Source organism: Rhizobium sp. 21-4511-3d (genome assembly GCF_053522545.1).
Window position 1 is genome coordinate 101,118 of record NZ_JBNWCF010000009.1, and the last position, 20,682, is coordinate 121,799.

Annotated in this window: 21 protein-coding genes; 12 read left to right on the forward strand and 9 right to left on the reverse strand. The window is 60.7% G+C overall.

All coding sequences use genetic code 11. The features are described 5' to 3' along the window. Positions 1–64 precede the first annotated feature (64 nt). From ACQZ5H_RS20095 to ACQZ5H_RS20110, 4 genes are all read left to right on the forward strand, one after another. Entirely contained in the window at positions 65–526 is a 462-nt protein-coding gene (locus ACQZ5H_RS20095; RefSeq protein ID WP_449098854.1) for a hypothetical protein, read from the forward strand. After that, positions 526–1,215: an ABC transporter ATP-binding protein gene (locus tag ACQZ5H_RS20100; protein ID WP_449098855.1), complete on the forward strand. Its 690-nt coding sequence runs from the start codon at positions 526–528 to the stop codon at positions 1,213–1,215. The genes ACQZ5H_RS20095 and ACQZ5H_RS20100 overlap by 1 nt, the downstream gene beginning before the upstream one ends. Then, the gene (locus tag ACQZ5H_RS20105) at positions 1,212–2,453 is read left to right on the forward strand and encodes an FtsX-like permease family protein (RefSeq protein WP_449098856.1); all 1,242 of its coding nucleotides are present in this window, start codon (positions 1,212–1,214) and stop codon (positions 2,451–2,453) included. Before ACQZ5H_RS20100 ends, ACQZ5H_RS20105 begins: the two co-directional genes overlap by 4 nt. Before the next feature lie 181 nt (positions 2,454–2,634). Then, entirely contained in the window at positions 2,635–4,518 is a 1,884-nt protein-coding gene (locus ACQZ5H_RS20110; protein WP_449098857.1) for an MFS transporter, read from the forward strand. Positions 4,519–4,572: 54 nt separating this feature from the next. On the opposite strand, the gene lpxE is transcribed toward ACQZ5H_RS20110, so the two are convergent. From lpxE to leuB, 3 genes are all read right to left on the reverse strand, one after another. Continuing rightward, on the reverse strand, positions 4,573–5,301 hold the full coding sequence (gene lpxE, locus ACQZ5H_RS20115) for a lipid A 1-phosphatase LpxE (RefSeq protein WP_449098858.1): 729 nt from the start codon (positions 5,299–5,301) through the stop codon (positions 4,573–4,575). A gap of 81 nt (positions 5,302–5,382) precedes the next feature. Beyond that, the gene (locus tag ACQZ5H_RS20120; RefSeq protein ID WP_449098859.1) at positions 5,383–6,141 is read right to left on the reverse strand and encodes a phosphatase PAP2 family protein; all 759 of its coding nucleotides are present in this window, start codon (positions 6,139–6,141) and stop codon (positions 5,383–5,385) included. Between the two features lie 112 nt (positions 6,142–6,253). Further along, on the reverse strand, positions 6,254–7,366 hold the full coding sequence (gene leuB, locus ACQZ5H_RS20125) for a 3-isopropylmalate dehydrogenase (protein ID WP_449098860.1): 1,113 nt from the start codon (positions 7,364–7,366) through the stop codon (positions 6,254–6,256). Positions 7,367–7,541: 175 nt separating this feature from the next. Here leuB and ACQZ5H_RS20130 point away from each other — a divergent pair, with 175 nt between their 5' ends. After that, the gene (locus ACQZ5H_RS20130) at positions 7,542–8,474 is read left to right on the forward strand and encodes a pyridoxal-phosphate dependent enzyme (RefSeq protein ID WP_449098861.1); all 933 of its coding nucleotides are present in this window, start codon (positions 7,542–7,544) and stop codon (positions 8,472–8,474) included. 57 nt (positions 8,475–8,531) lie between these two features. Here ACQZ5H_RS20130 and leuD read toward each other — a convergent pair whose 3' ends face one another. The 3 genes from leuD to ACQZ5H_RS20145 all read right to left on the reverse strand — a co-directional run bounded on the left by leuD (position 8,532) and on the right by ACQZ5H_RS20145 (position 10,056). Continuing rightward, entirely contained in the window at positions 8,532–9,140 is a 609-nt protein-coding gene (gene leuD / locus ACQZ5H_RS20135) for a 3-isopropylmalate dehydratase small subunit (RefSeq protein WP_449098862.1), read from the reverse strand. A gap of 136 nt (positions 9,141–9,276) precedes the next feature. Further along, complete coding sequence (locus tag ACQZ5H_RS20140; RefSeq protein ID WP_449098863.1) at positions 9,277–9,696, reverse strand: VOC family protein; 420 nt, start codon at positions 9,694–9,696, stop codon at positions 9,277–9,279. A gap of 126 nt (positions 9,697–9,822) precedes the next feature. After that, positions 9,823–10,056 carry a hypothetical protein gene (locus ACQZ5H_RS20145; protein ID WP_112718125.1) on the reverse strand — a complete coding sequence of 78 codons (234 nt, stop codon included), beginning with the start codon at positions 10,054–10,056 and terminating at the stop codon, positions 9,823–9,825. A gap of 111 nt (positions 10,057–10,167) precedes the next feature. On the opposite strand from ACQZ5H_RS20145, the gene ACQZ5H_RS20150 reads away from it, so the two are divergent. Next, positions 10,168–11,070: an HpcH/HpaI aldolase/citrate lyase family protein gene (locus ACQZ5H_RS20150; protein ID WP_449098864.1), complete on the forward strand. Its 903-nt coding sequence runs from the start codon at positions 10,168–10,170 to the stop codon at positions 11,068–11,070. 1 nt (position 11,071) lies between these two features. Continuing rightward, a complete protein-coding gene (locus ACQZ5H_RS20155) occupies positions 11,072–11,278 on the forward strand; it encodes a DUF1737 domain-containing protein (protein WP_112517868.1) in 207 nt (68 codons plus the stop codon). 3 nt (positions 11,279–11,281) lie between these two features. Here ACQZ5H_RS20155 and ACQZ5H_RS20160 read toward each other — a convergent pair whose 3' ends face one another. Further along, positions 11,282–11,719, reverse strand: coding sequence for a metallopeptidase family protein (locus tag ACQZ5H_RS20160; protein ID WP_112718129.1), 438 nt, complete (start codon positions 11,717–11,719; stop codon positions 11,282–11,284). Positions 11,720–11,883: 164 nt separating this feature from the next. Between ACQZ5H_RS20160 and ACQZ5H_RS20165 the strand changes: the two genes are divergently transcribed. From ACQZ5H_RS20165 to bfr, 5 genes are all read left to right on the forward strand, one after another. Continuing rightward, complete coding sequence (locus tag ACQZ5H_RS20165) at positions 11,884–12,819, forward strand: ImuA family protein (protein WP_449098865.1); 936 nt, start codon at positions 11,884–11,886, stop codon at positions 12,817–12,819. Positions 12,820–12,859: 40 nt separating this feature from the next. Further along, positions 12,860–14,269, forward strand: coding sequence for a Y-family DNA polymerase (locus ACQZ5H_RS20170; RefSeq protein WP_449098972.1), 1,410 nt, complete (start codon positions 12,860–12,862; stop codon positions 14,267–14,269). Continuing rightward, on the forward strand, positions 14,266–17,721 hold the full coding sequence (locus ACQZ5H_RS20175) for an error-prone DNA polymerase (RefSeq protein ID WP_449098866.1): 3,456 nt from the start codon (positions 14,266–14,268) through the stop codon (positions 17,719–17,721). The genes ACQZ5H_RS20170 and ACQZ5H_RS20175 overlap by 4 nt, the downstream gene beginning before the upstream one ends. A 68-nt stretch (positions 17,722–17,789) precedes the next feature. Continuing rightward, entirely contained in the window at positions 17,790–18,206 is a 417-nt protein-coding gene (locus ACQZ5H_RS20180; protein WP_449098867.1) for a (2Fe-2S)-binding protein, read from the forward strand. Next, on the forward strand, positions 18,172–18,663 hold the full coding sequence (gene bfr / locus ACQZ5H_RS20185; RefSeq protein WP_130283029.1) for a bacterioferritin: 492 nt from the start codon (positions 18,172–18,174) through the stop codon (positions 18,661–18,663). Before ACQZ5H_RS20180 ends, bfr begins: the two co-directional genes overlap by 35 nt. A 207-nt stretch (positions 18,664–18,870) precedes the next feature. On the opposite strand, the gene ACQZ5H_RS20190 is transcribed toward bfr, so the two are convergent. Together ACQZ5H_RS20190 and ACQZ5H_RS20195 are read right to left on the reverse strand one after the other, a co-directional pair. Continuing rightward, the gene (locus ACQZ5H_RS20190) at positions 18,871–19,404 is read right to left on the reverse strand and encodes an RNA pyrophosphohydrolase (RefSeq protein ID WP_449098868.1); all 534 of its coding nucleotides are present in this window, start codon (positions 19,402–19,404) and stop codon (positions 18,871–18,873) included. Positions 19,405–19,413: 9 nt separating this feature from the next. After that, positions 19,414–20,616 (reverse strand): divergent polysaccharide deacetylase family protein, encoded by a 1,203-nt coding sequence (locus ACQZ5H_RS20195; protein WP_449098869.1) that lies wholly within the window; start codon positions 20,614–20,616, stop codon positions 19,414–19,416. Positions 20,617–20,682 lie beyond the last annotated feature (66 nt).

Sequence of the window (20,682 nt, forward strand, 5' to 3'; positions counted from 1 at the left end):
CCCCTCTCTTTGCCAATCACATTCCCGGCTGTCACGGCCGGGAACCCATTTGATGGAGATCGGCATGAAAAAGCCTTTGGCCCCGCTTCTCAACCGGCGCGCATTCATGGTCGCTGCCGGCCTACTGCCCTTTGCGGCGTCGATGTCGCGCGCGGCGGATACAGCGCTCAGCTTCGACGAGCTTTATGGCAAATTCGGTGTGCTCGGCCTGGAATTCTCGAACAAGGTCAAGACGCTGGCAGGCCAGGAGATTTCGATGCGCGGCTTCATGGCGCCGCCGCTGAAGGCCGAGGCTGCGTTCTTCGTGCTGACCGAAATTCCGATGTCGCTCTGCCCGTTCTGCTCATCCGACGCGGACTGGCCCGACAATATCGTCGTCGTCTATCTCGACGAGAAGCAGACATTTGTGCAGCCGAGCCAGACGATCGAAGTGCAGGGTGTGCTGGAATACGGTTCCTGGAAAGATCCGGAAACCGGGTTTGTGAGCCTGTTGCGCCTGCGGCAGGCCGAGTATTCGATCGCCTGATGCTGGCTCTCGAGATCAACGATCTGTCCGTGGTTTTTCCGGGCTTGAGCGCGCCTGCGCTTGAGATCGGACGGTTGTCTCTTGCGGCCGGAAGCCGGGTAGCGATTACCGGTGCCTCGGGCTCCGGCAAGAGCACCTTCGTCAATATCGTCACCGGGCTCGAGCGCGCCGGAAGCGGATCCGTCCGCTGGAATGGCGAGGATATCTGCCGCCTCTCCGAGAGCCGCCGCGACCGTTTCAGGGCCGCGAATATCGGTTTGATCATGCAGGACTTTCATCTCTTTCCTGGGATTTCAGCAGTCGAGAATGTTCTCCTGCCGGCGCGGTTGTCGGGCGTCGCCGATGGAGCGTTCATCGCCCGGGCTCACGAATTGCTGGCGCGCACCGGCCTGTCGCGACCCGATCAGAAAATCGAGACGATGTCGCGCGGCGAGATGCAGCGTGTGGCGATCGCGCGCGCCCTGCTGCGCAAGCCCGGTGTCATCGTGGCCGACGAGCCGACGGCGAGCCTCGATTCCGAAACCGGGCACATTATCGGCGATCTGCTGCTCGATCTTACGATCGCCGCAGGCAGCACGTTGGTGGTCATCTCGCATGACACGCGCCTTTCGGACAGGATGGATCGCCGTATCCTGCTGCGCTCGGGACAGATCGCCGACGATTCCGTGATGAACGAGGCTGCGGCATGATCCGTTTCATTCTGGCCGACCTCCGGCGCCTCTGGGCCGGTTCGCTCGTCGTCGTGCTGCTCGTCGCGTTGGCAACGGGGCTTGGTGTCAGCGTCATCCTGCAGGAGCGCGCGCTTCGCCTCGGCAGTGCGCGCGCGGCTGACAAGTTCGACCTCGTCATCGGCGCAGGCGGCAGTGAGACTCAGCTGGTGCTGTCCTCCATTTTCCTGCAGCCTTCGCCGTTGCCGTTGATGTCCGGCGAGGTGCTTGCCAAGCTTGCGGCGGACCCGCGAGTCGCCTGGCTGTCGCCCGTTGGTTTCGGCGATTCCTTTTCCGGCTATCCGGTCGTCGGCACGAGCACTGCGCTGCCTGCGGATCTGTCGGGCGGGTTCAGCGAAGGTCAGGGTTTTGCTGCCGAAACCGAGGCGGTGGTCGGCGCGGCTGTCGCGCTGCCGCTTGGGTCCGAGATCAAGCCGATGCATGGCACCTCCCAAACCGGCGGCCACACGCATACCGAAATCGTCTATCGCGTGACCGGTCGAATGAAAGCAACGGGAACGGCCTGGGATCGCGCCATCCTCGTTCCGATCCAGGCTGTATGGCATATCCATGGGCTGGAGGCGCATGGCGAAACGGAGCATGACGAGGCTGGTCATGATGGACACGATCACGATCATGAGCCGGAGTCAGATCATGACCTTGATGCTGATTGGTCTGCGGAAACACCCGCCGTTCCCGCGATCATGGTGAAGCCGAAGACGATCGCGGACGCCTACAAGCTGCGGCAGGATTACCGTAATGGCAGCACCGTCGCCGTCTTCCCGGGCGAAGTCCTGACGAACCTTTATGCGACGCTCGGCGATGCGAAGCGTATTCTCGTTGCCGTCGCTTCCGGCGCCCAGGGACTGGTTGCGGCGTCGCTTATTCTGGTGACGGTCATCCATATCGGCCAGCGGCGGCGCCAGATCGGGGCTCTCCGGGCTTTCGGCGCGCCGCGGCATGCCATCTTCGGGATCGTCTGGGGCGAGTTCTTCGCGCTGATCGCTATCGGCATCGCTGGCGGGTTTGGCTTGGGTTATGGCGCCGCGCTGATGCTGTCCGGCCTTTTCAGTACAAGCAGCGGTATCACGGTGCCGGTCGGCTTTGCGCGTCAGGATATGATTCTTGCGCTTCTGTTGCTCGGCTTCGGAGCATTGCTTGCGGCCTTGCCCGCCGTTCTTGCCTACCGGCAGTCTCCGGCGCAGGCCTTGCGCGCCTGAGACGTTCGCGGGCTGCGACAATCTGTGCAAACGCATTAGACTAAAGTCATAATCCCAAAGCCGCTCTCTTTATCCGAATCCTTTTCTGCCACACTCTTCACAGGCGAGCCGCGTCCAGGGGCATACTTTGAGGAGAGTTTGGGACGCGCCTTGCTGCTCATCACTCTGTGGAGGACAGACAATGGCAAATGTCGCAAGCGCCGAAGGCGCGAAGGCCGGTCCGATGACCGGCGAGGAGAAGAAGGTCATCTTCGCCTCGTCGCTCGGCACCGTTTTCGAATGGTACGATTTCTATCTTTACGGTTCGCTCGCCACCTATATCGGCGCGACCTATTTCACCCAGTATCCGGAAGCGACGCGTAACATCTTTACGCTTCTTGCCTTTGCGGCAGGCTTCCTTGTACGCCCGTTCGGCGCCCTGGTGTTCGGTCGTCTCGGCGATCTCGTCGGCCGCAAGTACACATTCCTGGTCACGATCCTGATCATGGGCTTCTCGACCTTCCTCGTCGGCGTCCTTCCGGGTGCGGCGACCATCGGCATTGCGGCTCCGATCATCCTGATCGTGCTGCGCCTGCTGCAGGGCTTGGCGCTCGGCGGCGAGTATGGCGGTGCGGCGACCTATGTTGCCGAGCATGCGCCGAATGGCCGGCGCGGCTATTTCACCTCATGGATCCAGACGACGGCAACGCTTGGCCTCTTCCTGTCGCTGATCGTCATCATCTCCGTCCAGCAGATGCTCGGCTCGACCGCATTCGCTGCCTGGGGCTGGCGCATTCCGTTCCTGGTTTCCGTCCTGCTTCTCGGCGTTTCGGTCTGGATTCGCCTCAAGATGAACGAATCTCCGGCCTTCCAGAAGATGAAGGCAGAGGGCAAGGGCTCGAAGGCGCCGCTGACGGAAGCCTTCGGTACCTGGAAGAATGCCAAGATCGCCATCATCGCGCTGCTCGGTGCGACGATGGGTCAGGCAGTCGTCTGGTACGGCGGCCAGTTCTATGCGCTGTTCTTCCTGCAGAACGTTCTCAAGGTGGATCTGCAGTCGGCCAATATCATGGTCGCGATCGCGCTTATTCTCGCAACGCCGTTCTTCGTGATCTTCGGTTCGCTCTCCGACAAGATCGGCCGCAAGCCGATCATCATGGCGGGCCTGCTGATTGCCGCCATCACCTACCAGCCGCTGTTCAAGGCAATGACCTATATGGCCAATCCGGCCCTCTATGAGGCACAGGCTGCGATCCGCGCAACGGTGACCGCCGACCCGGCAGACTGCAAGTTCCAGTTCAACCCGACCGGTACATCGAAGTTCACCAGCTCTTGCGACGTGGCGACGGCGTTCCTGACGAAGAACTCGGTACCTTATGACGTCGTGCCCGGCCCGGCAGGACAACCGGCAACCGTCAAGATCGGCGAAGCGACCATTCCGAGCTTCGACGTCATCGCTGCCGGCGACAAGGCCAAGGGCATGACGGCCGCCTTCGAGAAGAGCACCAACATTGCGCTTCACGATGCCGGCTATCCGCTGAACCGCGGCGCTGCCAAGGTTCCGGATTCCAAGCTCGATGCCTTCATCGCTGCCAATCCGGAACTCAATCTCAATGCCGAGACGATCCGCGGTGGCGAGAAGGAAACGATGCCGGCCGACAAGCTGATTGCCGGCAAGCTGCTGACGGCGGAAGAAGCCAACGGCGTGACCGACATGGCGGTCTATACGGTCGCCGGTGGCGGCAGCTTCGCCATGGTTGCCGATCCGGCGCGCGTGAACTGGGTCGGCACGATCGCCGTCCTCTTCGTTCTCGTGCTCTACGTGACGATGGTCTATGGCCCGATCGCAGCACTGCTAGTCGAGCTCTTCCCGACCCGTATCCGCTACACCGGCATGTCGCTGCCTTACCATATCGGCAACGGCTGGTTCGGCGGCCTGCTTCCGGCAACGGCTTTCGCGATGAGTGCCGCCGCCGGCGATATCTACTACGGCCTCTGGTATCCGATCGTCTTCGCAGGCATCACGCTGGTCATCGGCCTGCTGTTCCTGCCGGAAACCAAGAACCGCGATATCCACGCTGATTAAAGATTTGGCGTAGTGACGAAAGCAGACCCGGCGCTCTCAAGGCGCCGGGTTTTTCTATGCCCGCAGCATGCGTTTTGGCACCGGCCAGCCATCCGTCACCCTGAAAAGGATGCCGTAGCGCGAAAAGACGATGGCGATCATCAGCGAGAACCAGCCGCCGAGCGCCAGGCCGGCAATCACATCGCTCGGGTAGTGCGCGCTGACCATGACGCGGGTCATGCCGAGCCAGAGGGCGCAGGCAAGGAAGACGACGCGGTAGCGCGGGAAGAGAAGCGACAGCGCCGCGAAGAAAGCGCCGATGGTCGTCGCATGTCCTGACGGGAAGCTTTCGAAAGCGGCGTGGCCCGAAAAGGGCGAGAATGAGAAGATCCCGTAGTCATCGAAATGCTGCGGCCTGGCGCGGCCGATGGCGCGCTTCAGAATATTGGCAAGGATGCCCGACAGGGCGATCGAGATCAGCAAATAGGCGCCGATCCAGCACATCTGCAGCGCCTGGATGCGGGTGCGCAGCGATTTGACGATGCGCAGTGCTGCAAGACCTTCGAAGAACAGAAAGGCGCTGACGATGATGATCCATCCGGACGTGCCGAAATCGGTGAGGATGCGGCCGAGGCGTCGGATGACCGGTGGCACCTGTCCGGCGCCGACAGGACCGTCGAGAAGCAGCATCGACAACAGAACTGCGTTACAGGTGATGAAAAGGCAGGTCTGCCACCGCAATTGCGGCATGCGACAGGTGCTCCGGCGCCAGCGCCTGTCGAGCGAGGAAAGTATCGCCTGCATCAAATCCGATCCGTTCGAAAATCAATCTCAAGAACGGATCGACGCTAGCATCCGGCGGCGACAGTTTTTTTACGGATGCCTTTAAAGAAGGCGGCTGAGCCGCGGTATCGGCCAGCCCTCGCGCCCGACCGAGAAGACAAAGCCGAAACGGGCGAAGGCGATGGAGAGCGCAAAGGCGAGCCAGGCTCCAAGCGCCAGTCCGGCGGCGACATCGCTCGGGTAGTGGACGCCGATGATGACACGGGTGGCGCCGAGCCAGAGACCGATGCCGATGAAGACAAGCCGGAAGCGCGGGAAGAGCAAGGCCAGCGACATGAAGAGTGCGCCGATATTGGCGGAATGTCCCGAAGGAAAGCTCTGGTGCAGGAAATCCCAGCTGAACGGCGTGAAGCTGAATATGCCCTCCTGCTCGTAGAGCAGCGGCCGGGCGCGGCCGATCAGGAACTTCAGCGGATTGGCGATGGCGCTCGCAAGGATAACGGAGAAGCCGACATAGGCGGCCATCTGGCCCAAATAGGTCATCCGGAATCTGCGCCTCACTTTCCAGAGGCGGCGGCGGACGACATAGCCGGTGAGCAGAATGGTCGCGAGGCCGGCAAGGATCCAGGCGAGCCTGCCGATATCGGTCACGTCACCGGCAATCGAGACCAGCGGCGGCGGCAGGCTTTTGACCGCCTGGCCGAGCGGCCGGTCGAAGACGAAGAGGGCGATGGCAACGGCATTGACGGCAAAAAGCGTGAAGCCCTTCCACGGAACCTTGCGATGGATCGTACGCCGCGCCTCGTAGCGCTTTCTGAGATAGGTCCGGCAGCTTGGTTTCGGCGCGGCAGGGTCGCTCATTCTGTCCCTTCATCGGTTGCACAGGGGACATAGGGGGCAAGGCCTGCCGCTTCAATGGAAAAGCCCTCCGCGCGGATGCGCGAAGGGCCTGAAAAGCGTTTCACGTGAAATATCAGGCAGAGAGCGCCTTGAATTCCGCGAGGATGGCATCGCCCATTTCGACGGTGCCGACCTGCTTGCAGCCTTCGCCCATGATGTCGCCGGTGCGGATGCCCTTGTCGAGAACGTTGGCAATTGCCTTCTCGAGGTTGTCGGCTTCGGTGACCATGTTGAAGGAATAACGCAGGCACATGGCGAAGGAGGCGATCATGGCGATCGGGTTGGCAATGCCCTTGCCGGCGATGTCAGGAGCCGAACCGTGAACGGGCTCGTAAAGCGCCTTGCGCTTGCCGGTCTTGCCATCGGGCGCGCCGAGCGAAGCAGACGGCAGCATGCCGAGCGAACCGGTCAGCATGGCTGCGACGTCGGAGAGCATGTCGCCGAACAGGTTGTCGGTGACGATAACGTCGAACTGCTTCGGTGCACGGACGAGCTGCATGCCGCCGGCGTCGGCCAGCATGTGCTCGAGTTGAACGTCGGCGTATTTTTCCTTGTGCGTCGCCGTCACCACCTGGTTCCAGAGCACGCCCGACTTCATGACGTTGCGCTTTTCCATGGAGCAGACGCGGTTCTGGCGGGTGCGGGCCATCTCGAAGGCAACGCCGGCGATGCGCTCGATTTCGTAGGTGTCGTAGACCTGCGTATCGATGCCGCGCTTCTGGCCGTTGCCGAGATCGATGATCTCCTTCGGCTCGCCGAAATAGACGCCGCCGGTGAGCTCGCGGATGATGAGGATGTCGAGGCCTTCGACCAGTTCCGGCTTCAGCGAGGAAGCGGAAGCGAGCGCCGGATAGCAGATTGCCGGGCGCAGGTTTGCGAAGAGCTGCAGGTCCTTGCGCAGGCGCAGGAGGCCAGCTTCCGGACGCACTTCATAGGGAACGCTATCCCACTTCGGGCCGCCGACGGCGCCGAACAGAACCGCATCGGCGGCAAGCGCCTTCTCCATGTCGGCTTCGGAAATCGCCTGGCCGTGGGCATCATAGGCCGAGCCGCCGACGAGACCTTTGTCGGTCACGAAACCGGCCTTCATTGCATCGTTCATGTAAGCGATGATCTTGCGGACCTCGCCCATGGCCTCGGGGCCGATGCCGTCGCCCGGCAGCAGGAAAAGATTGCGCGCTGTCATGAAACCCTCCGCGGAAAAACAAGCTGCGGCTTCTTAGACCCCGGAAAACGGCATTTCAAGCAAGAGAGAGGCCGAATCGGTACGGTTTGCCGCGCTATCGATCTGTTCTGGACTGTTGACCCCTGCCCGTCTCCGCGCCAAGAAGACGGTCACGTTTCAAGAAATGGAATTCAGAATGTCCCCGTCTCCATTGCATCTCAACACCCCTCTCCTGCGCAGCGCTGCCGATTATAGCGCCAGCGGCAAGCCGCTCTTATTGAAGCTCGACGCGCTGCAGCCTTCAGGCAGCTTCAAGATGCGCGGCGTCAGCCGGCTGTGCCAGCATGAGGTGGAGAATGGCGCGAAGGAAATCTTCTGCGCTTCCGGCGGCAATGCCGGGATTGCGGCGGCTTTTGCGGGCCGGGCGCTCGGCGTTCCCGTCACGATCGTCGTGCCGGAGACGACCTCTGCTGAAGTTCGCCAGTCGATCGAGGCAACCGGCGCCTCTGTTCTGGTGCACGGCTCGGTCTTCGATGAGGCCAATGCCTATGCGATCAAGCTCTCGGAAGCGCGCAAGGCCGCCTATGTGCATCCTTTTGATCATCCGCTGCTCTGGGAAGGGCATGGAACACTGATCGATGAGGTCGTAGCGAGCGGCACCCGTTTCGACTGCGTGATCGCCAGCGTCGGCGGCGGCGGTCTGTTGGCCGGTATCGTCGCCGGGCTGAAGCGCAATGGCCTTGGCGATGTGCCGGTGATTGCCGTCGAAACCGAAGGTGCGGCCTCCTTCCATGAGGCACTGAAGGCGAAGGAGCGTATCACGCTGCCCGGCATCACCTCGATCGCCAATTCGCTTGGTGCCCGGCAGGTTGCGCAGCATGTCTTCGACCTGCCCAATCACCATCCGATCGAAAGCGTGACGGTGACCGACGCGGAAGCGGTGGCTGCCTGCCTGAAATTTGCCGATGCCCACCGCATTCTCGTCGAGCCCGCCTGCGGCGCGGCGCTTGCCGTTTCCGATGTGCATGCCGACCTGCTGTCACGCTTCGAAAACCCGCTCATTGAAGTCTGCGGCGGCATCGGGGTGTCGCTCGGCAAGCTCAAGGCGTGGCAGGAACGGTTTTTCTGAGGGGGTAAATAAAAAAGCCGGGCATTGCCCGGCTTTTTCGTCAGATGTTCTGATAACTCAGGCAGCCCAGGGGCGCGAAGCGGAATTCTTCTTTTCGAAGCTGTCGATCGCCGTGCCCTTTTCCATCGTGAGACCGATGTCGTCCAGGCCGTTCAGCAGGCAGTGGCGCTTGAAGGCGTCGAGGTCGAACTTGATCGAGCCACCGTCCGGGCCGGTGATCTCAAGGTTTTCGAGGTCGACGGTGAGGATGGCGTTGGAGCCGCGCGAAGCGTCGTCCATCAGCTTGTCGAGATCTTCCTGGCTGACCTTGATCGGCAGGATGCCGTTCTTGAAGCAGTTGTTGTAGAAGATGTCGGCGAAGCTGGTGGAGATCACGCAGCGGATGCCGAAATCGAGCAGTGCCCACGGGGCATGCTCGCGCGAAGAGCCGCAGCCGAAATTGTCGCCGGCGACGAGGATCTTGGCGTCGCGGTAGGCCGGCTTGTTCAGCACGAAATCGGCGTTCTCGGAACCGTCTTCATTGTAGCGGGCTTCGGCGAAGAGACCCTTGCCAAGGCCGGTGCGCTTGATGGTCTTCAGATAGTCCTTCGGAATGATCATGTCCGTGTCGACGTTGACGACGGGCAGGGGCGCGGCAACGCCGGTGAGCTTCACGAATTTATCCATGACCTAGGCTCCAAATTCAGCGGATGTACTTTCGTTGATCAGCATCTAGTCCAGTTTCCCGCCGAAATGAAGGAGAATCTTTCCAGAATGGCAGCTGCGCGGCGTTTCGCGCAGCCTGACCACTTTGCATAGGCGGCTATTTGGATGCTTCGTTCAGGCCCCAGACGACGCCGAAGGGGTCTCGCAGCTGGCCGTAGCGATCGCCCCAGAACATCAGCTCGATCGGCATGACGACTTCGGCGCCGGCGGCCACTGCGCGGTTCCACCAGGCATCGATGTCGTCGATGACGAGCTGGATCGCAAAGCCTTCGTGACCCTTGAAGGGATGGCCGTATTCCGGATAGGCATCCGACAGCATCAGCGAGCTGCCGTTGATATAGAGATGCACATGCATCGTCCGGCCCTTTTCGTCGGCCGGCACGACATATGCCTCTTCGGCGGCGAATGCCTTCTTGTAGAATTCTGCGGCCTTAAGCGCACCGTCGACTGTCAGATAGGGCAGCAGGCCATTCTTGACCGGCGGCATCTTGGCGGGTGCGGTTTCCATCGTGCTCATGTTCTTCCTCCGTCTCCTGATTTTGAAGGTCCGGCATCGGGGCCGTCCGCCTCAAGGACGTGAAGGTAGAGCGGGAGCCGACAGCTCCATAAAGAATTTTTCGCGAAGGCTTGGAAGCCGGTGCGATCAGAGATCGATGATGGTGCCGCGGCCGTCGTTCCAGATGCGCATTTCGCGCTGCTGCGTCTGGGCCTTGGCGCGCACCGGAGCCGGTTTCATCTTCAGCGACAGGGCGCGGCCAACCATCAGCACGGTCAGGATGCCGCCGACGGCGAGCGTGACCGAGAAGGTAAACAGCGCAAGAGCCACAAACACGGTGACGCCTGCCAGCATGAGGAAGATGGAACGGATATTCTGCATAATTCTAGACCTCTCTTCGAAAGGAATGTGGTCCTTGATTTCCCTCTGTGCAAGGCAAGCATGGCTTTTTGTTGTCTTGTCAGCCTTCACAAAGCTTGGCACACATTCGTGATGAGCCGAAATTCCCCTGCCCGTTCCCTGAGCCTGCACCGTTCGGTGCTCAGCGTTCCCGCCATCAATGCCCGCGCACTGGAAAAGACCTATGTGCTTGATTGCGATGCCGTCATCTTCGATCTGGAGGATTCCGTCGCGCCGGAGAAGAAGGATGAGGCGCGGGCAAACCTGAAGGCGTTCTTCGCCGGCCCGGCGCTTGCGGGCAAGGAGAGGATCATCCGCATCAATGCCCTATCCTCCGGTTTCGGCCTTGCCGATATGGAACTGGTGCGGGCTCTCGAGCCGGATGCGGTGCTGCTGCCAAAGGTGGACGAGCCGCAGGATGTGATGGCGATCAGCGACATGCTTGGCGATGCCGATGCCGCGGAAACGCTGCGGATCTGGGCGATGATCGAGACGCCGCGCGGCATCCTGAATTCGGCGGCGATCGCCGAGTTCGGGCGGACAGCCGGGTCGAGGCTCGATTGCTTCGTCGTGGGCTTGAACGACCTGCGCAAGGAAACCGGCGTTCTGCCGCAGCCGGGGCGCACTTATCTGGTGCCGTGGCTAATGCAGGTGATCCTGGCCGTCAGGGCCTATGGGCTCGATGCGATCGACAGCGTCTTCAACGATTTCAGGGATGTGGATGGCTTCGAGGCGGAATGCACCCATGCCCGCGCCATGGGTTTCGATGGCAAGATGCTGATCCATCCGGCGCAGATCGAAAGTGCAAACCGGCATTTCGGGCCTGACGACGCTGCCATTCGCGAGGCCGAAGAGATTATCGCTGCCTTTGCCGATCCTGCGACTGAAGGTCTCAACGTCATCAATTCAAACGGCCGGATGATCGAGCGCCTGCATCTTGTCCAGGCGGAAAGTCTGGTTCATAAATCCCGCCTCATTGCTGAACGGAAATCATGACATGAAGCTCTACCGCCTTCTGACCGGCCAGGACGATGCCGCATTCTGCCACCGCGTAACCGATGCCCTCAACAAGGGCTGGTCGCTGCAGGGCTCTCCCTCGGTCACCTTCAATGCCGAGACCAAGCAGGTCATTGCCGCCCAGGCGATCGTCAAGGACGTCGAAGGCAAGGACTACCACCCGGATATGAAGCTCTCCGAGCAGTAAGATTTACCGATCGGCCGCCTCTTCGGCGCTCGCCTCGATACGCTCCATGTCGTCATCGCTGAGGCCGAAATGATGGCCGATTTCGTGGATGAGGACATGGGTGATGATATCGCCGAGCGTTTCGTCGTTCTCGGCCCAGTAATCCAGGATCGGGCGGCGATAGAGGCGAATGCGGTTCGGCAGTTCGCCGGTTTCCATCGTGAACCGTTCCGAAATGCCCCTGCCCTCGAAAAGGCCGAGCAGGTCGAAGGGCGTTTCCAGCGCCATGTCCTCGAAAACGTCGTCATCCGGGAAATCTTCGATCTCGATCGTCAGATTGGCGGTAAGCGAACGGAATTCATCCGGCAGGTGGCTGTAGGCCTCCATCGCCAGGGATTCAAATGTGCTGAGCGTCGGAGCATGGCGATCGCGCCAATCCTCGCTCTGGTCTATGCGGGCCATCAAAAACCCCTTTCTCTGCCGCCCATATAGAACCTTTGTGAAGGATTTTCGAGTGTGGAATCAATGGCAGGAATAAATTCACAACAAACGGCTGTTGACTCTTCCGGCAAGCTCTGGAATCCATAAGAACATAACAGGAACAATTCTGATCTGGAGTGAACGTCATGGCACAGACGGCCGTGACGCGCGAGCGGCTTTTTGGGCTCCGCGAAACCATTGCAAAGCTTGAAGGAAAACCGGTGCCGGCGCTTGCGGCAGCCGAACAGGAGGCGCTGGGTAAGGGAAATGCACCGCGAAAGAGGGACGAGACACCACGGTTTTCCTTTGGCATTCCGGAGCTGGACGAGGCGCTCGAAGGTGGATTGCCGCTCGATGCACTGACAGAAATCCGCACGAAGATGTTTCTCGATGCTGGCAGCAGCAGCGGATTTGCGCTGGCGATCGCTGCAGCTTTGCAGCATCGGGCCGAGGAAAAAAATCCCGTCCTCTGGATCGCTGACAAGGTCGGCACGATCGAGGCAGGGGTGCCCTATGCCGTCGGGCTGAAGGATTTCGGATTGCGGCCGGAGCTTTTCCTGCATGCGAGCCCCAGAAAACTGGAGGATGCGCTCTGGCTTGCGGAAGCGGCGCTGGAAAGCGGCGCCTTCGTGACGACGATCCTGGAAATCCGCGGCAATCCGAAATCCTTCGGCCTTGCCGAGAGCCGGCGCTTTCACCTGCGGGCGAAATCGGCTGGTCGCTCCCTGCTGCTGCTGCGGCAATCAGGAGAGGAGGAGGCAAGTAGCGCACATTTCCGTTTTCTTGCCGGGCCCGCGCCTGCGCGGGAGCGGCCCCTGCCGGATGGTTCGATGCTGGGCGGTAGCATCGGCAATCCGGTCTTTCATCTCACCCTGGAGAAGAGCCGCAATCCGGCCCCCCTCTCCCTCTTCCTGGAGTGGAATCCCCATGACCGCCAGTTTCTCCATGTCGACCAACCAGCCGTTACTCGCTTTCCAGAGCAGCGGGCAGCGCATTCTGGCGCTGTACTTCCCACATCTTTCGACCGACAGGATCGCCCGAAAGCGGTGGGGCCTCTCGTGGCGTTCGAAAGGGCGTCCTGAGGCGGCTCCGATCGTCTGCTCTGGTCGCTCCGACAATACGATGCGGCTGACGGCGCTGGACGAGAAGGCGGAGAAACTCGGCCTCAAGAAGGGTCTCGGCGTCGCCGAAGCCCGCGCCATCCACCCGATCATCGATGTCGTGGAAGAAGATGCGCCAGCCGACAAACGCCTGCTCGAGGCCGTCGCCGACTGGTGTGACCGCTATACGCCTCTGGTCGCTCTCGACGGCAAGGACGGGCTCTTCCTCGACATAACCGGCTGCTCGCATCTCTTCGGTGGCGAGCGGGCGATGCTGAAGGATATCCTGTCGCGCCTTGCCGGCATGGGCTTCGATATCCGCGGCGCGATTTCCTCGTCACCGGGACTATCCTGGGCCGTCAGCCGTTTCGGCGAAGGCGGTGTGATTGCGGAGGACGAGGCGGAAGCGGTTCTCGAGCCCCTGCCGGTCACGGCGCTGCGGCTGGATGTATCTGTCATAGAGGCATTGCAAAAGCTCGGCCTGCGCTATGTCGGCGATCTCATGCAGGCGCCGCGCGCGCCGCTCACCCGCCGCTTTGGCGGCAGTGTTCTTTTGCGGCTCGATCAGGCATTGGGACACGATGAAGAACCGGTCTCTCCCCGTCTGCCGGTCGCCAGCCTGTCGGCCGAGCGCCGGCTTGTTGATCCCATTACCGCCGAAGAAGAGATCATTTCTCTTGCCAGCCAGGTCGCGCATTGTCTGAAGCCCTCCTTTGAAACCCAGGGCGTCGGAGGCCGGGTCTTCGAGCTGGTCCTGTTCCGGGTGGATGGATGCGTCTTTCGAATTGCGGCCGGGGCGTCCCGGCCTTTGCGGGATCCGCAGCGTATTGCCGGTCTGTTTTCCGAACGCCTGACAGCAATCCATGAGGATATCGATGCGGGATACGGTTTCGAAATCCTGCGGATCAATGTTCTCCGGCATGAGAACTTCCATAATATTCAGGACGATTTTGAAGGGGGCAGGCAATCACAGGTCTCGCTTGCCGTCTTCGTCGATAAGGTATCGGCCCGTCTCGGCGAGGAATGCCTGACCCGTTTTGAATTGCGCGAAAGCCATATCCCGGAGCGGGCAACCTTTGCCGTTCCGGCCATTCAAGTCCTCGACAGAGCGCCGGTGGAGGTAACGCCACCCACGGCAAAGAGCGAGCGGCCTGCTCGCCTGCTTCCGGCGCCTGAATTGATGGAAGCGTTTGCCGCCGAGGTTCCGGATGGCGCGCCGGCACATTTCCGCTGGCGACGCATCCGTCACCGTGTCCTGAAGAGCGAAGGGCCGGAGCGGATCGCCATGGAGTGGTGGATCGATGGCGTCGGCGCCAAGGAGCGCGACTATTTCAGCGTCGAGGACGAGCAGGGCTATCGTTTCTGGATCTATCGCGAAGGTCACTATGGGCCGGATACCCCGCAATGGTTCATGCATGGAATTTTCGCATGAACCCGGCCTTCTTCGAGATAGGAGCGAAAACCAACTTCTCCTTTCTGGAGGGTGCCTCCAAGCCTGAGGAGATCGTCACCCAGGCGGCCCTTCTCGGTCTCTCCGGCATCGGGATCGCCGACAGAAATTCCGTGGCCGGCGTCGTGCGCGCCTATGCCCAGACGAAGGTCCTCCGCGGCAAGTATGAGCGAAAGCTGGCGGGCCGGTTGGAAAAGGGAGAGGAGGAAGAAGAGATACTGGATCCCGTGCCGTTTCAGCCGGGAGCGCGGCTCGTCTTCTGCGATCAGACGCCTGAGATTCTGGCTTATCCGAAAGACCGAAAGGGCTGGGGTCATCTCTGCCGATTGCTGAGTGCCGGAAATCTGAAGGAGGGTGCGGTAAAGGGGACCTGTCTTCTGGAGGAAGCGGATCTCATGGAATGGGGCGATGACATTATGCTTGCTGTCGTGCCCGATCCCAAGCTCATCAAGGATAGCGATCGGCGTGGCGTCTTCCTGGATTGTCTCCGCCGCCTCAAGGACCGCTTCCGTTCCAATCTCTTTTTGGCATTGACCCCATCCTACAACGGTCACGATGCGCTGACATTTGCGGCCTTTGCCAATATGGCGGCAGACATCGGCGTGCCGCTGATGGCGACCAATCAGCCGCTCTACCACGCAAGAACACGCAGGCCGCTATCCGATGTGGTGACGTCCATACGCGAGCATGTATCGATCCCCCGGGCTGGTTTTCTTCTGGCGCCGAATGCGGAACGCTATCTCAAGGAAGGCCGGGAAATGGCGCGGCTCTTCAGGAACTACCCGGAGGCGATTGAGAATACCGGCCATTTTTTTGCTCAGCTGAAATTCTCCCTGGACGAGATCAGTCACAACTATCCGGAGGAGAACGCGTCCGGCGAAACGGCTTATGAGACACTCGACCGGCTGACGCGGGCCGGTGCGGTGAAGCGGTATCATCCCGGTGAAGTTCCGAAGAAGATCCAGGATCAGATCGACTATGAACTCGATCTGGTCAGGCAGAAAAACTATGCATCCTATTTCCTGACGGTTCATCGGATCGTCCAGCATGCGCGCTACGACAAGAAGATACTCTGCCAAGGGCGTGGCTCGGCAGCCAACTCCGTCATCTGCTATTGCCTTGAGATAACCGAAGTCGATCCTGCAAAAAGTACCTTGCTCTTCGACCGGTTCATTTCCATGGACCGCGATGAGCCGCCGGATATCGATGTCGACTTTGAGCATGACCGGCGCGAGGAAGTCATCCAGTTCATCTACGAGACCTACGGCATCAATCATGCCGGCCTCACGGCAGGGGTGACCACCTACCGGACGCGCTCGGCGGGGCGCGAAGTGGCCAAGGCCTTCGGTCTTTCCGAAGATATTCAGTCGGCGATCGGCAGTCTGGTCTGGGGATGGTCGGACGATAGCCTGTCCGAGCGCGAGGCACGGGCGGCGGGTCTCGACATGTTCGATCCGATGACGAGAAACGTGCTGCAATATGCGTCCGAGCTCCTCTCCTTTCCGCGGCACCTGACGCAACATGTCGGTGGCTTCGTCATCACCCGCGACCGGCTCGACGAAATCGTGCCGATCATGAAGACGGCGATGCCTGGCCGCTACATGATCGAGTGGGACAAGGATGATCTGGATAATGTCCGGATCCTGAAAGTCGATGTTCTCGCACTCGGTATGCTGACCTGTCTGCGCAAGGCTTTTGCGCTGCTCGAGGATCACTATGGGGTCCGCAAGACGCTGGCCGATCTCGGCAACAGGGAGCATGGCGAAGAGGGGCGGCCTGTCTATGCGATGATGTGCCGGGCCGATACGCTTGGCGTCTTCCAGATCGAAAGCCGGGCGCAGATGAGCATGCTGCCGCGTCTCAGGCCCGACCGGTTCTATGATCTTGTTATCGAGGTGGCGATCGTGCGCCCAGGCCCGATCCAGGGCAACATGGTGCATCCCTATCTGAAGCGGCGAGAACAGTTCAAAAGCGGCGCCAAGATCGACTACCCGAGCCCGGAACTGGAATCCGTGCTGGAGAGAACACTTGGCGTTCCGCTCTTCCAGGAACAGGCAATGCAGATCGCCATCACGGCGGCAGGCTTCAAACCGGCCGAGGCCGACAAGCTGCGGCGCGCCATGGCGACTTTCAAGCGAACGGGCACGATCGGAAATTTCGAAAGCCGTTTTATCGAGGGGATGGTCGCCAAGGAATATGACCGCGAGTTCGCCCAGCAGTGTTTCAATCAAATCAAGGGTTTCGGCGAGTATGGCTTTCCGGAAAGCCACGCGGCTTCCTTCGCGCTGCTCGTCTATGCCTCATCCTGGATGAAGGCCTATTATCCCGACGTTTTCTGTGCGGCGATGCTGAACTCGCAGCCCATGGGTTTCTATGCGCCGGCGCAGCTGGTGCGCGACGCGCGTGAGCATGGCGTCGAGATCCGCGAGGTCGATATCAACAGTTCGGATTGGGACTGCCTGCTGGAGAAGGCGACCTTCGATAAGAGCAAGGTCGATTTCCGGCATGCCGGGATGCGCGATGTCATCCAATCAAAGCGCGCTGTTCGGCTCGGTTTCCGGCAGGTGAAGGGGCTCTCGGAAGAAAGCATGCGGCGACTGGTTGACATGCGCGAAGGCGGTTATCGCTCGATCCACGATCTCTGGCTGCGCTCCGGCCTCAAGAAGTCCGATATCGAAAGACTGGCCGATGCCGATGTCTTCGGCTCCATCGGGCTTTCCCGGCGCGAGGCTCTATGGGCTGTGCGAGCTCTGGATGTGCAGAGTGCGGCCGAGAAGCTGCCGCTATTCGAATGTGCGGGTAAGGATGACCTGCAGATCGAGCCGCAGACGCAGCTGCCGGAAATGCTGCCCGGTGAGCAGGTGATCGAGGATTATCGCTATCTTTCGCTGTCGCTGAAAGCGCACCCTGTCTCGTTCCTGCGTGAGGACTTCCGCAGGGCCGGCATAACCCGCAATGTCGATCTGCTGCAGGTCGCCAATGGCAGGCGGGTGACGATTGCCGGGCTTGTCCTGGTCCGGCAGCGGCCGGGTTCGGCCAAGGGTGTCATCTTCATGACCCTAGAAGACGAAACCGGTGTCGCCAATGCGATCGTCTGGCCGGCGGTGTTCGAAAAATATCGCTCCATCGTCATGGGCGCCCGGCTGGTGAAAATCCGCGGCAAGCTGCAAAGCCACAGCGGCGTGATCCACACGGTTGTCGAGCATATCGAGGACATGACCCCGGCGCTGGGCATTCTCCAGCAGGAAGCGCGGCGGTTCGGGGCGAGCGACCGCTCGGACGAAGCCATGCGGCCAACGGTCGATCACCGGCAGAAGAAGATCATGACGGCGCTGGAACGTGCAGGTCTGGAGAAACGCATGGCCGGAGAGAAGAGCGATACGGAAGTGGCAGAAACCGTGAAAGTGATGCCGAGAGGGCGCAATTTCCATTGATCCCGCGAAAATGCAGTAAGATCAGATCGATAGGTTTTACCGTGCAGGGTGCTCACCTTGATGTGAGCATGCCCGGGCATCTGGTGATGTTTTTTCATCTCGATTTTTTCTTGACACTCACCATCTTCTTTAGCAGAAAACACGATAGTGAATGTCATGTTTGGAATGATGACGTGCTGGTTTGCAGCTGCAATTATATAACCGACAAGGAAATCCGTGAGGTTATCAACAGCCTTCTCGATGAGGACTGTTGGCAGCTGATCGTTCCTGCGAAGGTCTATCATGCCATGGAGAAGCGCGGCCGTTGCTGCGGTTGCTTCCCCAACGTCGTCGATATCATCATCCAGACCACTGAAGACTATCATGCCCGTCGCCACTCGACGGAAGCCGAAATATTTGATTTCATGTCCCGCCTAAAAGAATTCCATGAGGAAAACAGGAGAGCGGACATTGAAAGGCGACAAAAAAGTCATCGAGCGGCTTAACGAGGCGCTGTTTCTCGAACTCGGTGCAGTCAATCAGTATTGGGTCCACTACCGCCTTCTCGAAGATTGGGGCTACACCAAGCTTGCGAAGAAGGAACGCGCTGAATCCATCGAAGAGATGCACCACGCCGACCGTCTCGTCGCCCGCATCATCTTCCTTGAAGGCCATCCGAACCTGCAGACGCTGGCGCCACTGCGCATCGGCCAGAACGTCAAGGAAGTCCTGGAAGCCGATCTTGCCGGCGAATATGACGCCCGCACGGCTTACAAGAAATCCCGCGATATCTGTCACGATGCCGGAGACTACGTGTCCATGAAGCTGTTCGAAGAGCTGCTGATGGACGAGGAAGGCCATATCGACTTCCTGGAAACGCAGCTCGAGCTGCTGGAGAAGATCGGCGAAGCCAAGTATGGCCAGCTGAATGCCGATCCCGCCAACGAGGCGGAAGGTCACTAAGATCAAACAAAACGGCCGCGAAAGCGGCCGTTTTCATATCCTGCTTTGGGTGCCCATCCGCCGCCGTCGTAGACCGCGTCTCTTATGGAGACATACCGCTGAGGCAACACGGCAGCGGTTACGCCGGTAGTTTGGTCTCTGGCTCTGTGATCACCCTGCCCACGGAGCGTGATCGACGACCTTGAACGTGGCGATCCGCTTGCCGTCTCAGTCCGCCGCCTTCAGCCCGGCGAGATGCGAGAACTCAGCGACAACCTGGTCGTAGACGGCGCGCTTGAATGGCACGATGAGGCCGGGTAGCTCGGCCATCGGCTTCCATTCCCAGGCGTCGAATTCGGGCTCGTGGTCGCCGGGTGGCGGGTTGATGGCGATCTCGTTTTCGTTGCCTTCGAAGCGGAAGGCGAACCAGCGTTGCGTCTGGCCGCGGAACTTGCCCTTCAGGCCGATGCCGATCAGCTGCGGCGGCAGGTCGTAGTTGATCCAGTCCTTCGCTTCGGCAAGCAGAGACACGGTCTTCATACCGGTCTCTTCGTAGAGCTCGCGATAGGCAGCCTCCAGCGGGTCCTCGCCCTTGTCGATGCCGCCCTGCGGCATCTGCCAAAGCTGCGGCGAGCCATCATATTCGGAATTGCCGACCGGGATGCGGCGGCCGGCCCAAACCAGTCCTTCGCGGTTCAAGATCATCACGCCCACGCAGGGGCGGTAGGGCAGGTCTTCAGCCTTTACAGGCGCCTTGGTCATTGCATGTCCTCAGGGCTTTTGCGGGTCGTTGGCAAGCGCCGCGACTCCGACGATCTCGATGCCGCGCATGGCCGCTTCTTCGCTCCACTTGGAGATGGCGTCAATGCTCTCGTCGAAGGCCGAGGCGACGCCGATCGCCTGGCCGTTGCGCTTGGCGATCCGTTCCAGCTCGTCGAGCTTCTGCATGATGGCGTTGACGTCGAGCTGGTTGTCCAGCTGCAGGTCGGCGAAGGCATAGGGCAGCTCGGTGCCCTTGGCGACAGCCTCGGTCTTCGACTGTGCCGAGGAGCCGTCGTCGAGGAAGAGCAGCCCGCGCTTGCCGATATCGCGCATCACCGGCTCCATAGCGTCGGGGTTCGACAGGAAGCGGCCGCCGAGATAGTTCATGACGCCGGTGTAGTTGGTGATCTCGCCCATCGCCTTGTGCAGGTTCTCGATATTCTTGGCCAGCGGTTTCGAGGTCAGCAGCGTTTCCGGGCCCGGATCGTTTGCCGGATAATCGAAGGGCTCCAGCGGCACCTGCATCAGGATTTCGTGGCCGCCGCGGCGGGCCTCCTGCATCCAGCGCTGCAGGCTGTTGCCGCTGGCGGCGAAGGCAAAGGTGATCTCTTCCGGCAGTTCCTTAATGGCGCGCTGCGTGCCCGTCTGGCTGAGGCCAAGGCCGCTGACGACGATGGCGATGCGGGTGCCGCGGGCGCCGGACCACGGGCGTGCGTACTGGTCCATCGGGCGGCGTCCATCAGGACCGACGATCGGCAGACGTCCGAAGGGAGAGTCTTCCAGCAGCTTGTCGTTCGGCATCGCCGCCATGCGCGGATCCTGGCCGATCTGCGTCGCGTCGACCAGCGCCGGACCATTGCCGTCGCGCGGGCGCGGACTGTATTTGGTGACGACAGAGCCGTCGCCCGTCACCATCGTCTCGACATTGGCGCCTGAATGCGGATCGGAGCGTGTCATGCCGCTGGCAGGCTGCTTGTCTGGTGCGGGGGGCGTCTGGGCGGTATCCGTCGGTACGCCGGAAGAGCCTGTACCGGCGACCGGCGGTGCGGGCTGCTTCTGCAGGCCGTCGTCGCGCATTGCTGTGTAAAGCGAGAAGCCGCCGATGGCGATCAGGCAAAGGCTGGCGGCGACCCGGCCGATGCGCAGGATGCCTGGCCTCCTCGGGCCAGATTTACGCTTCTGGCCAAGCGGTGCATGCAAATCCGTTCCCAATTTCCTCGCCCGCCCCAAACCGGGAAACAGTCAGAATCATCAGGCCGGATGTTACTCCGGCCTGAT

What these genes read in the sequence shown, in the direction of transcription:
- ACQZ5H_RS20095 (WP_449098854.1), top strand. Translation starts at nt 65, where the DNA reads ATGAAAAAGCCTTTGGCCCCGCTTCTCAACCGGCGCGCATTCATGGTC.
- ACQZ5H_RS20100 (WP_449098855.1), top strand. Translation starts at nt 526, where the DNA reads ATGCTGGCTCTCGAGATCAACGATCTGTCCGTGGTTTTTCCGGGCTTG.
- ACQZ5H_RS20105 (WP_449098856.1), top strand. Translation starts at nt 1,212, where the DNA reads ATGATCCGTTTCATTCTGGCCGACCTCCGGCGCCTCTGGGCCGGTTCG.
- ACQZ5H_RS20110 (WP_449098857.1), top strand. Translation starts at nt 2,635, where the DNA reads ATGGCAAATGTCGCAAGCGCCGAAGGCGCGAAGGCCGGTCCGATGACC.
- lpxE (WP_449098858.1), bottom strand. Translation starts at nt 5,301, where the DNA reads ATGCAGGCGATACTTTCCTCGCTCGACAGGCGCTGGCGCCGGAGCACC.
- ACQZ5H_RS20120 (WP_449098859.1), bottom strand. Translation starts at nt 6,141, where the DNA reads ATGAGCGACCCTGCCGCGCCGAAACCAAGCTGCCGGACCTATCTCAGA.
- leuB (WP_449098860.1), bottom strand. Translation starts at nt 7,366, where the DNA reads ATGACAGCGCGCAATCTTTTCCTGCTGCCGGGCGACGGCATCGGCCCC.
- ACQZ5H_RS20130 (WP_449098861.1), top strand. Translation starts at nt 7,542, where the DNA reads ATGTCCCCGTCTCCATTGCATCTCAACACCCCTCTCCTGCGCAGCGCT.
- leuD (WP_449098862.1), bottom strand. Translation starts at nt 9,140, where the DNA reads ATGGATAAATTCGTGAAGCTCACCGGCGTTGCCGCGCCCCTGCCCGTC.
- ACQZ5H_RS20140 (WP_449098863.1), bottom strand. Translation starts at nt 9,696, where the DNA reads ATGAGCACGATGGAAACCGCACCCGCCAAGATGCCGCCGGTCAAGAAT.
- ACQZ5H_RS20145 (WP_112718125.1), bottom strand. Translation starts at nt 10,056, where the DNA reads ATGCAGAATATCCGTTCCATCTTCCTCATGCTGGCAGGCGTCACCGTG.
- ACQZ5H_RS20150 (WP_449098864.1), top strand. Translation starts at nt 10,168, where the DNA reads ATGAGCCGAAATTCCCCTGCCCGTTCCCTGAGCCTGCACCGTTCGGTG.
- ACQZ5H_RS20155 (WP_112517868.1), top strand. Translation starts at nt 11,072, where the DNA reads ATGAAGCTCTACCGCCTTCTGACCGGCCAGGACGATGCCGCATTCTGC.
- ACQZ5H_RS20160 (WP_112718129.1), bottom strand. Translation starts at nt 11,719, where the DNA reads ATGGCCCGCATAGACCAGAGCGAGGATTGGCGCGATCGCCATGCTCCG.
- ACQZ5H_RS20165 (WP_449098865.1), top strand. Translation starts at nt 11,884, where the DNA reads ATGGCACAGACGGCCGTGACGCGCGAGCGGCTTTTTGGGCTCCGCGAA.
- ACQZ5H_RS20170 (WP_449098972.1), top strand. Translation starts at nt 12,860, where the DNA reads ATGCGGCTGACGGCGCTGGACGAGAAGGCGGAGAAACTCGGCCTCAAG.
- ACQZ5H_RS20175 (WP_449098866.1), top strand. Translation starts at nt 14,266, where the DNA reads ATGAACCCGGCCTTCTTCGAGATAGGAGCGAAAACCAACTTCTCCTTT.
- ACQZ5H_RS20180 (WP_449098867.1), top strand. Translation starts at nt 17,790, where the DNA reads ATGCCCGGGCATCTGGTGATGTTTTTTCATCTCGATTTTTTCTTGACA.
- ACQZ5H_RS20190 (WP_449098868.1), bottom strand. Translation starts at nt 19,404, where the DNA reads ATGACCAAGGCGCCTGTAAAGGCTGAAGACCTGCCCTACCGCCCCTGC.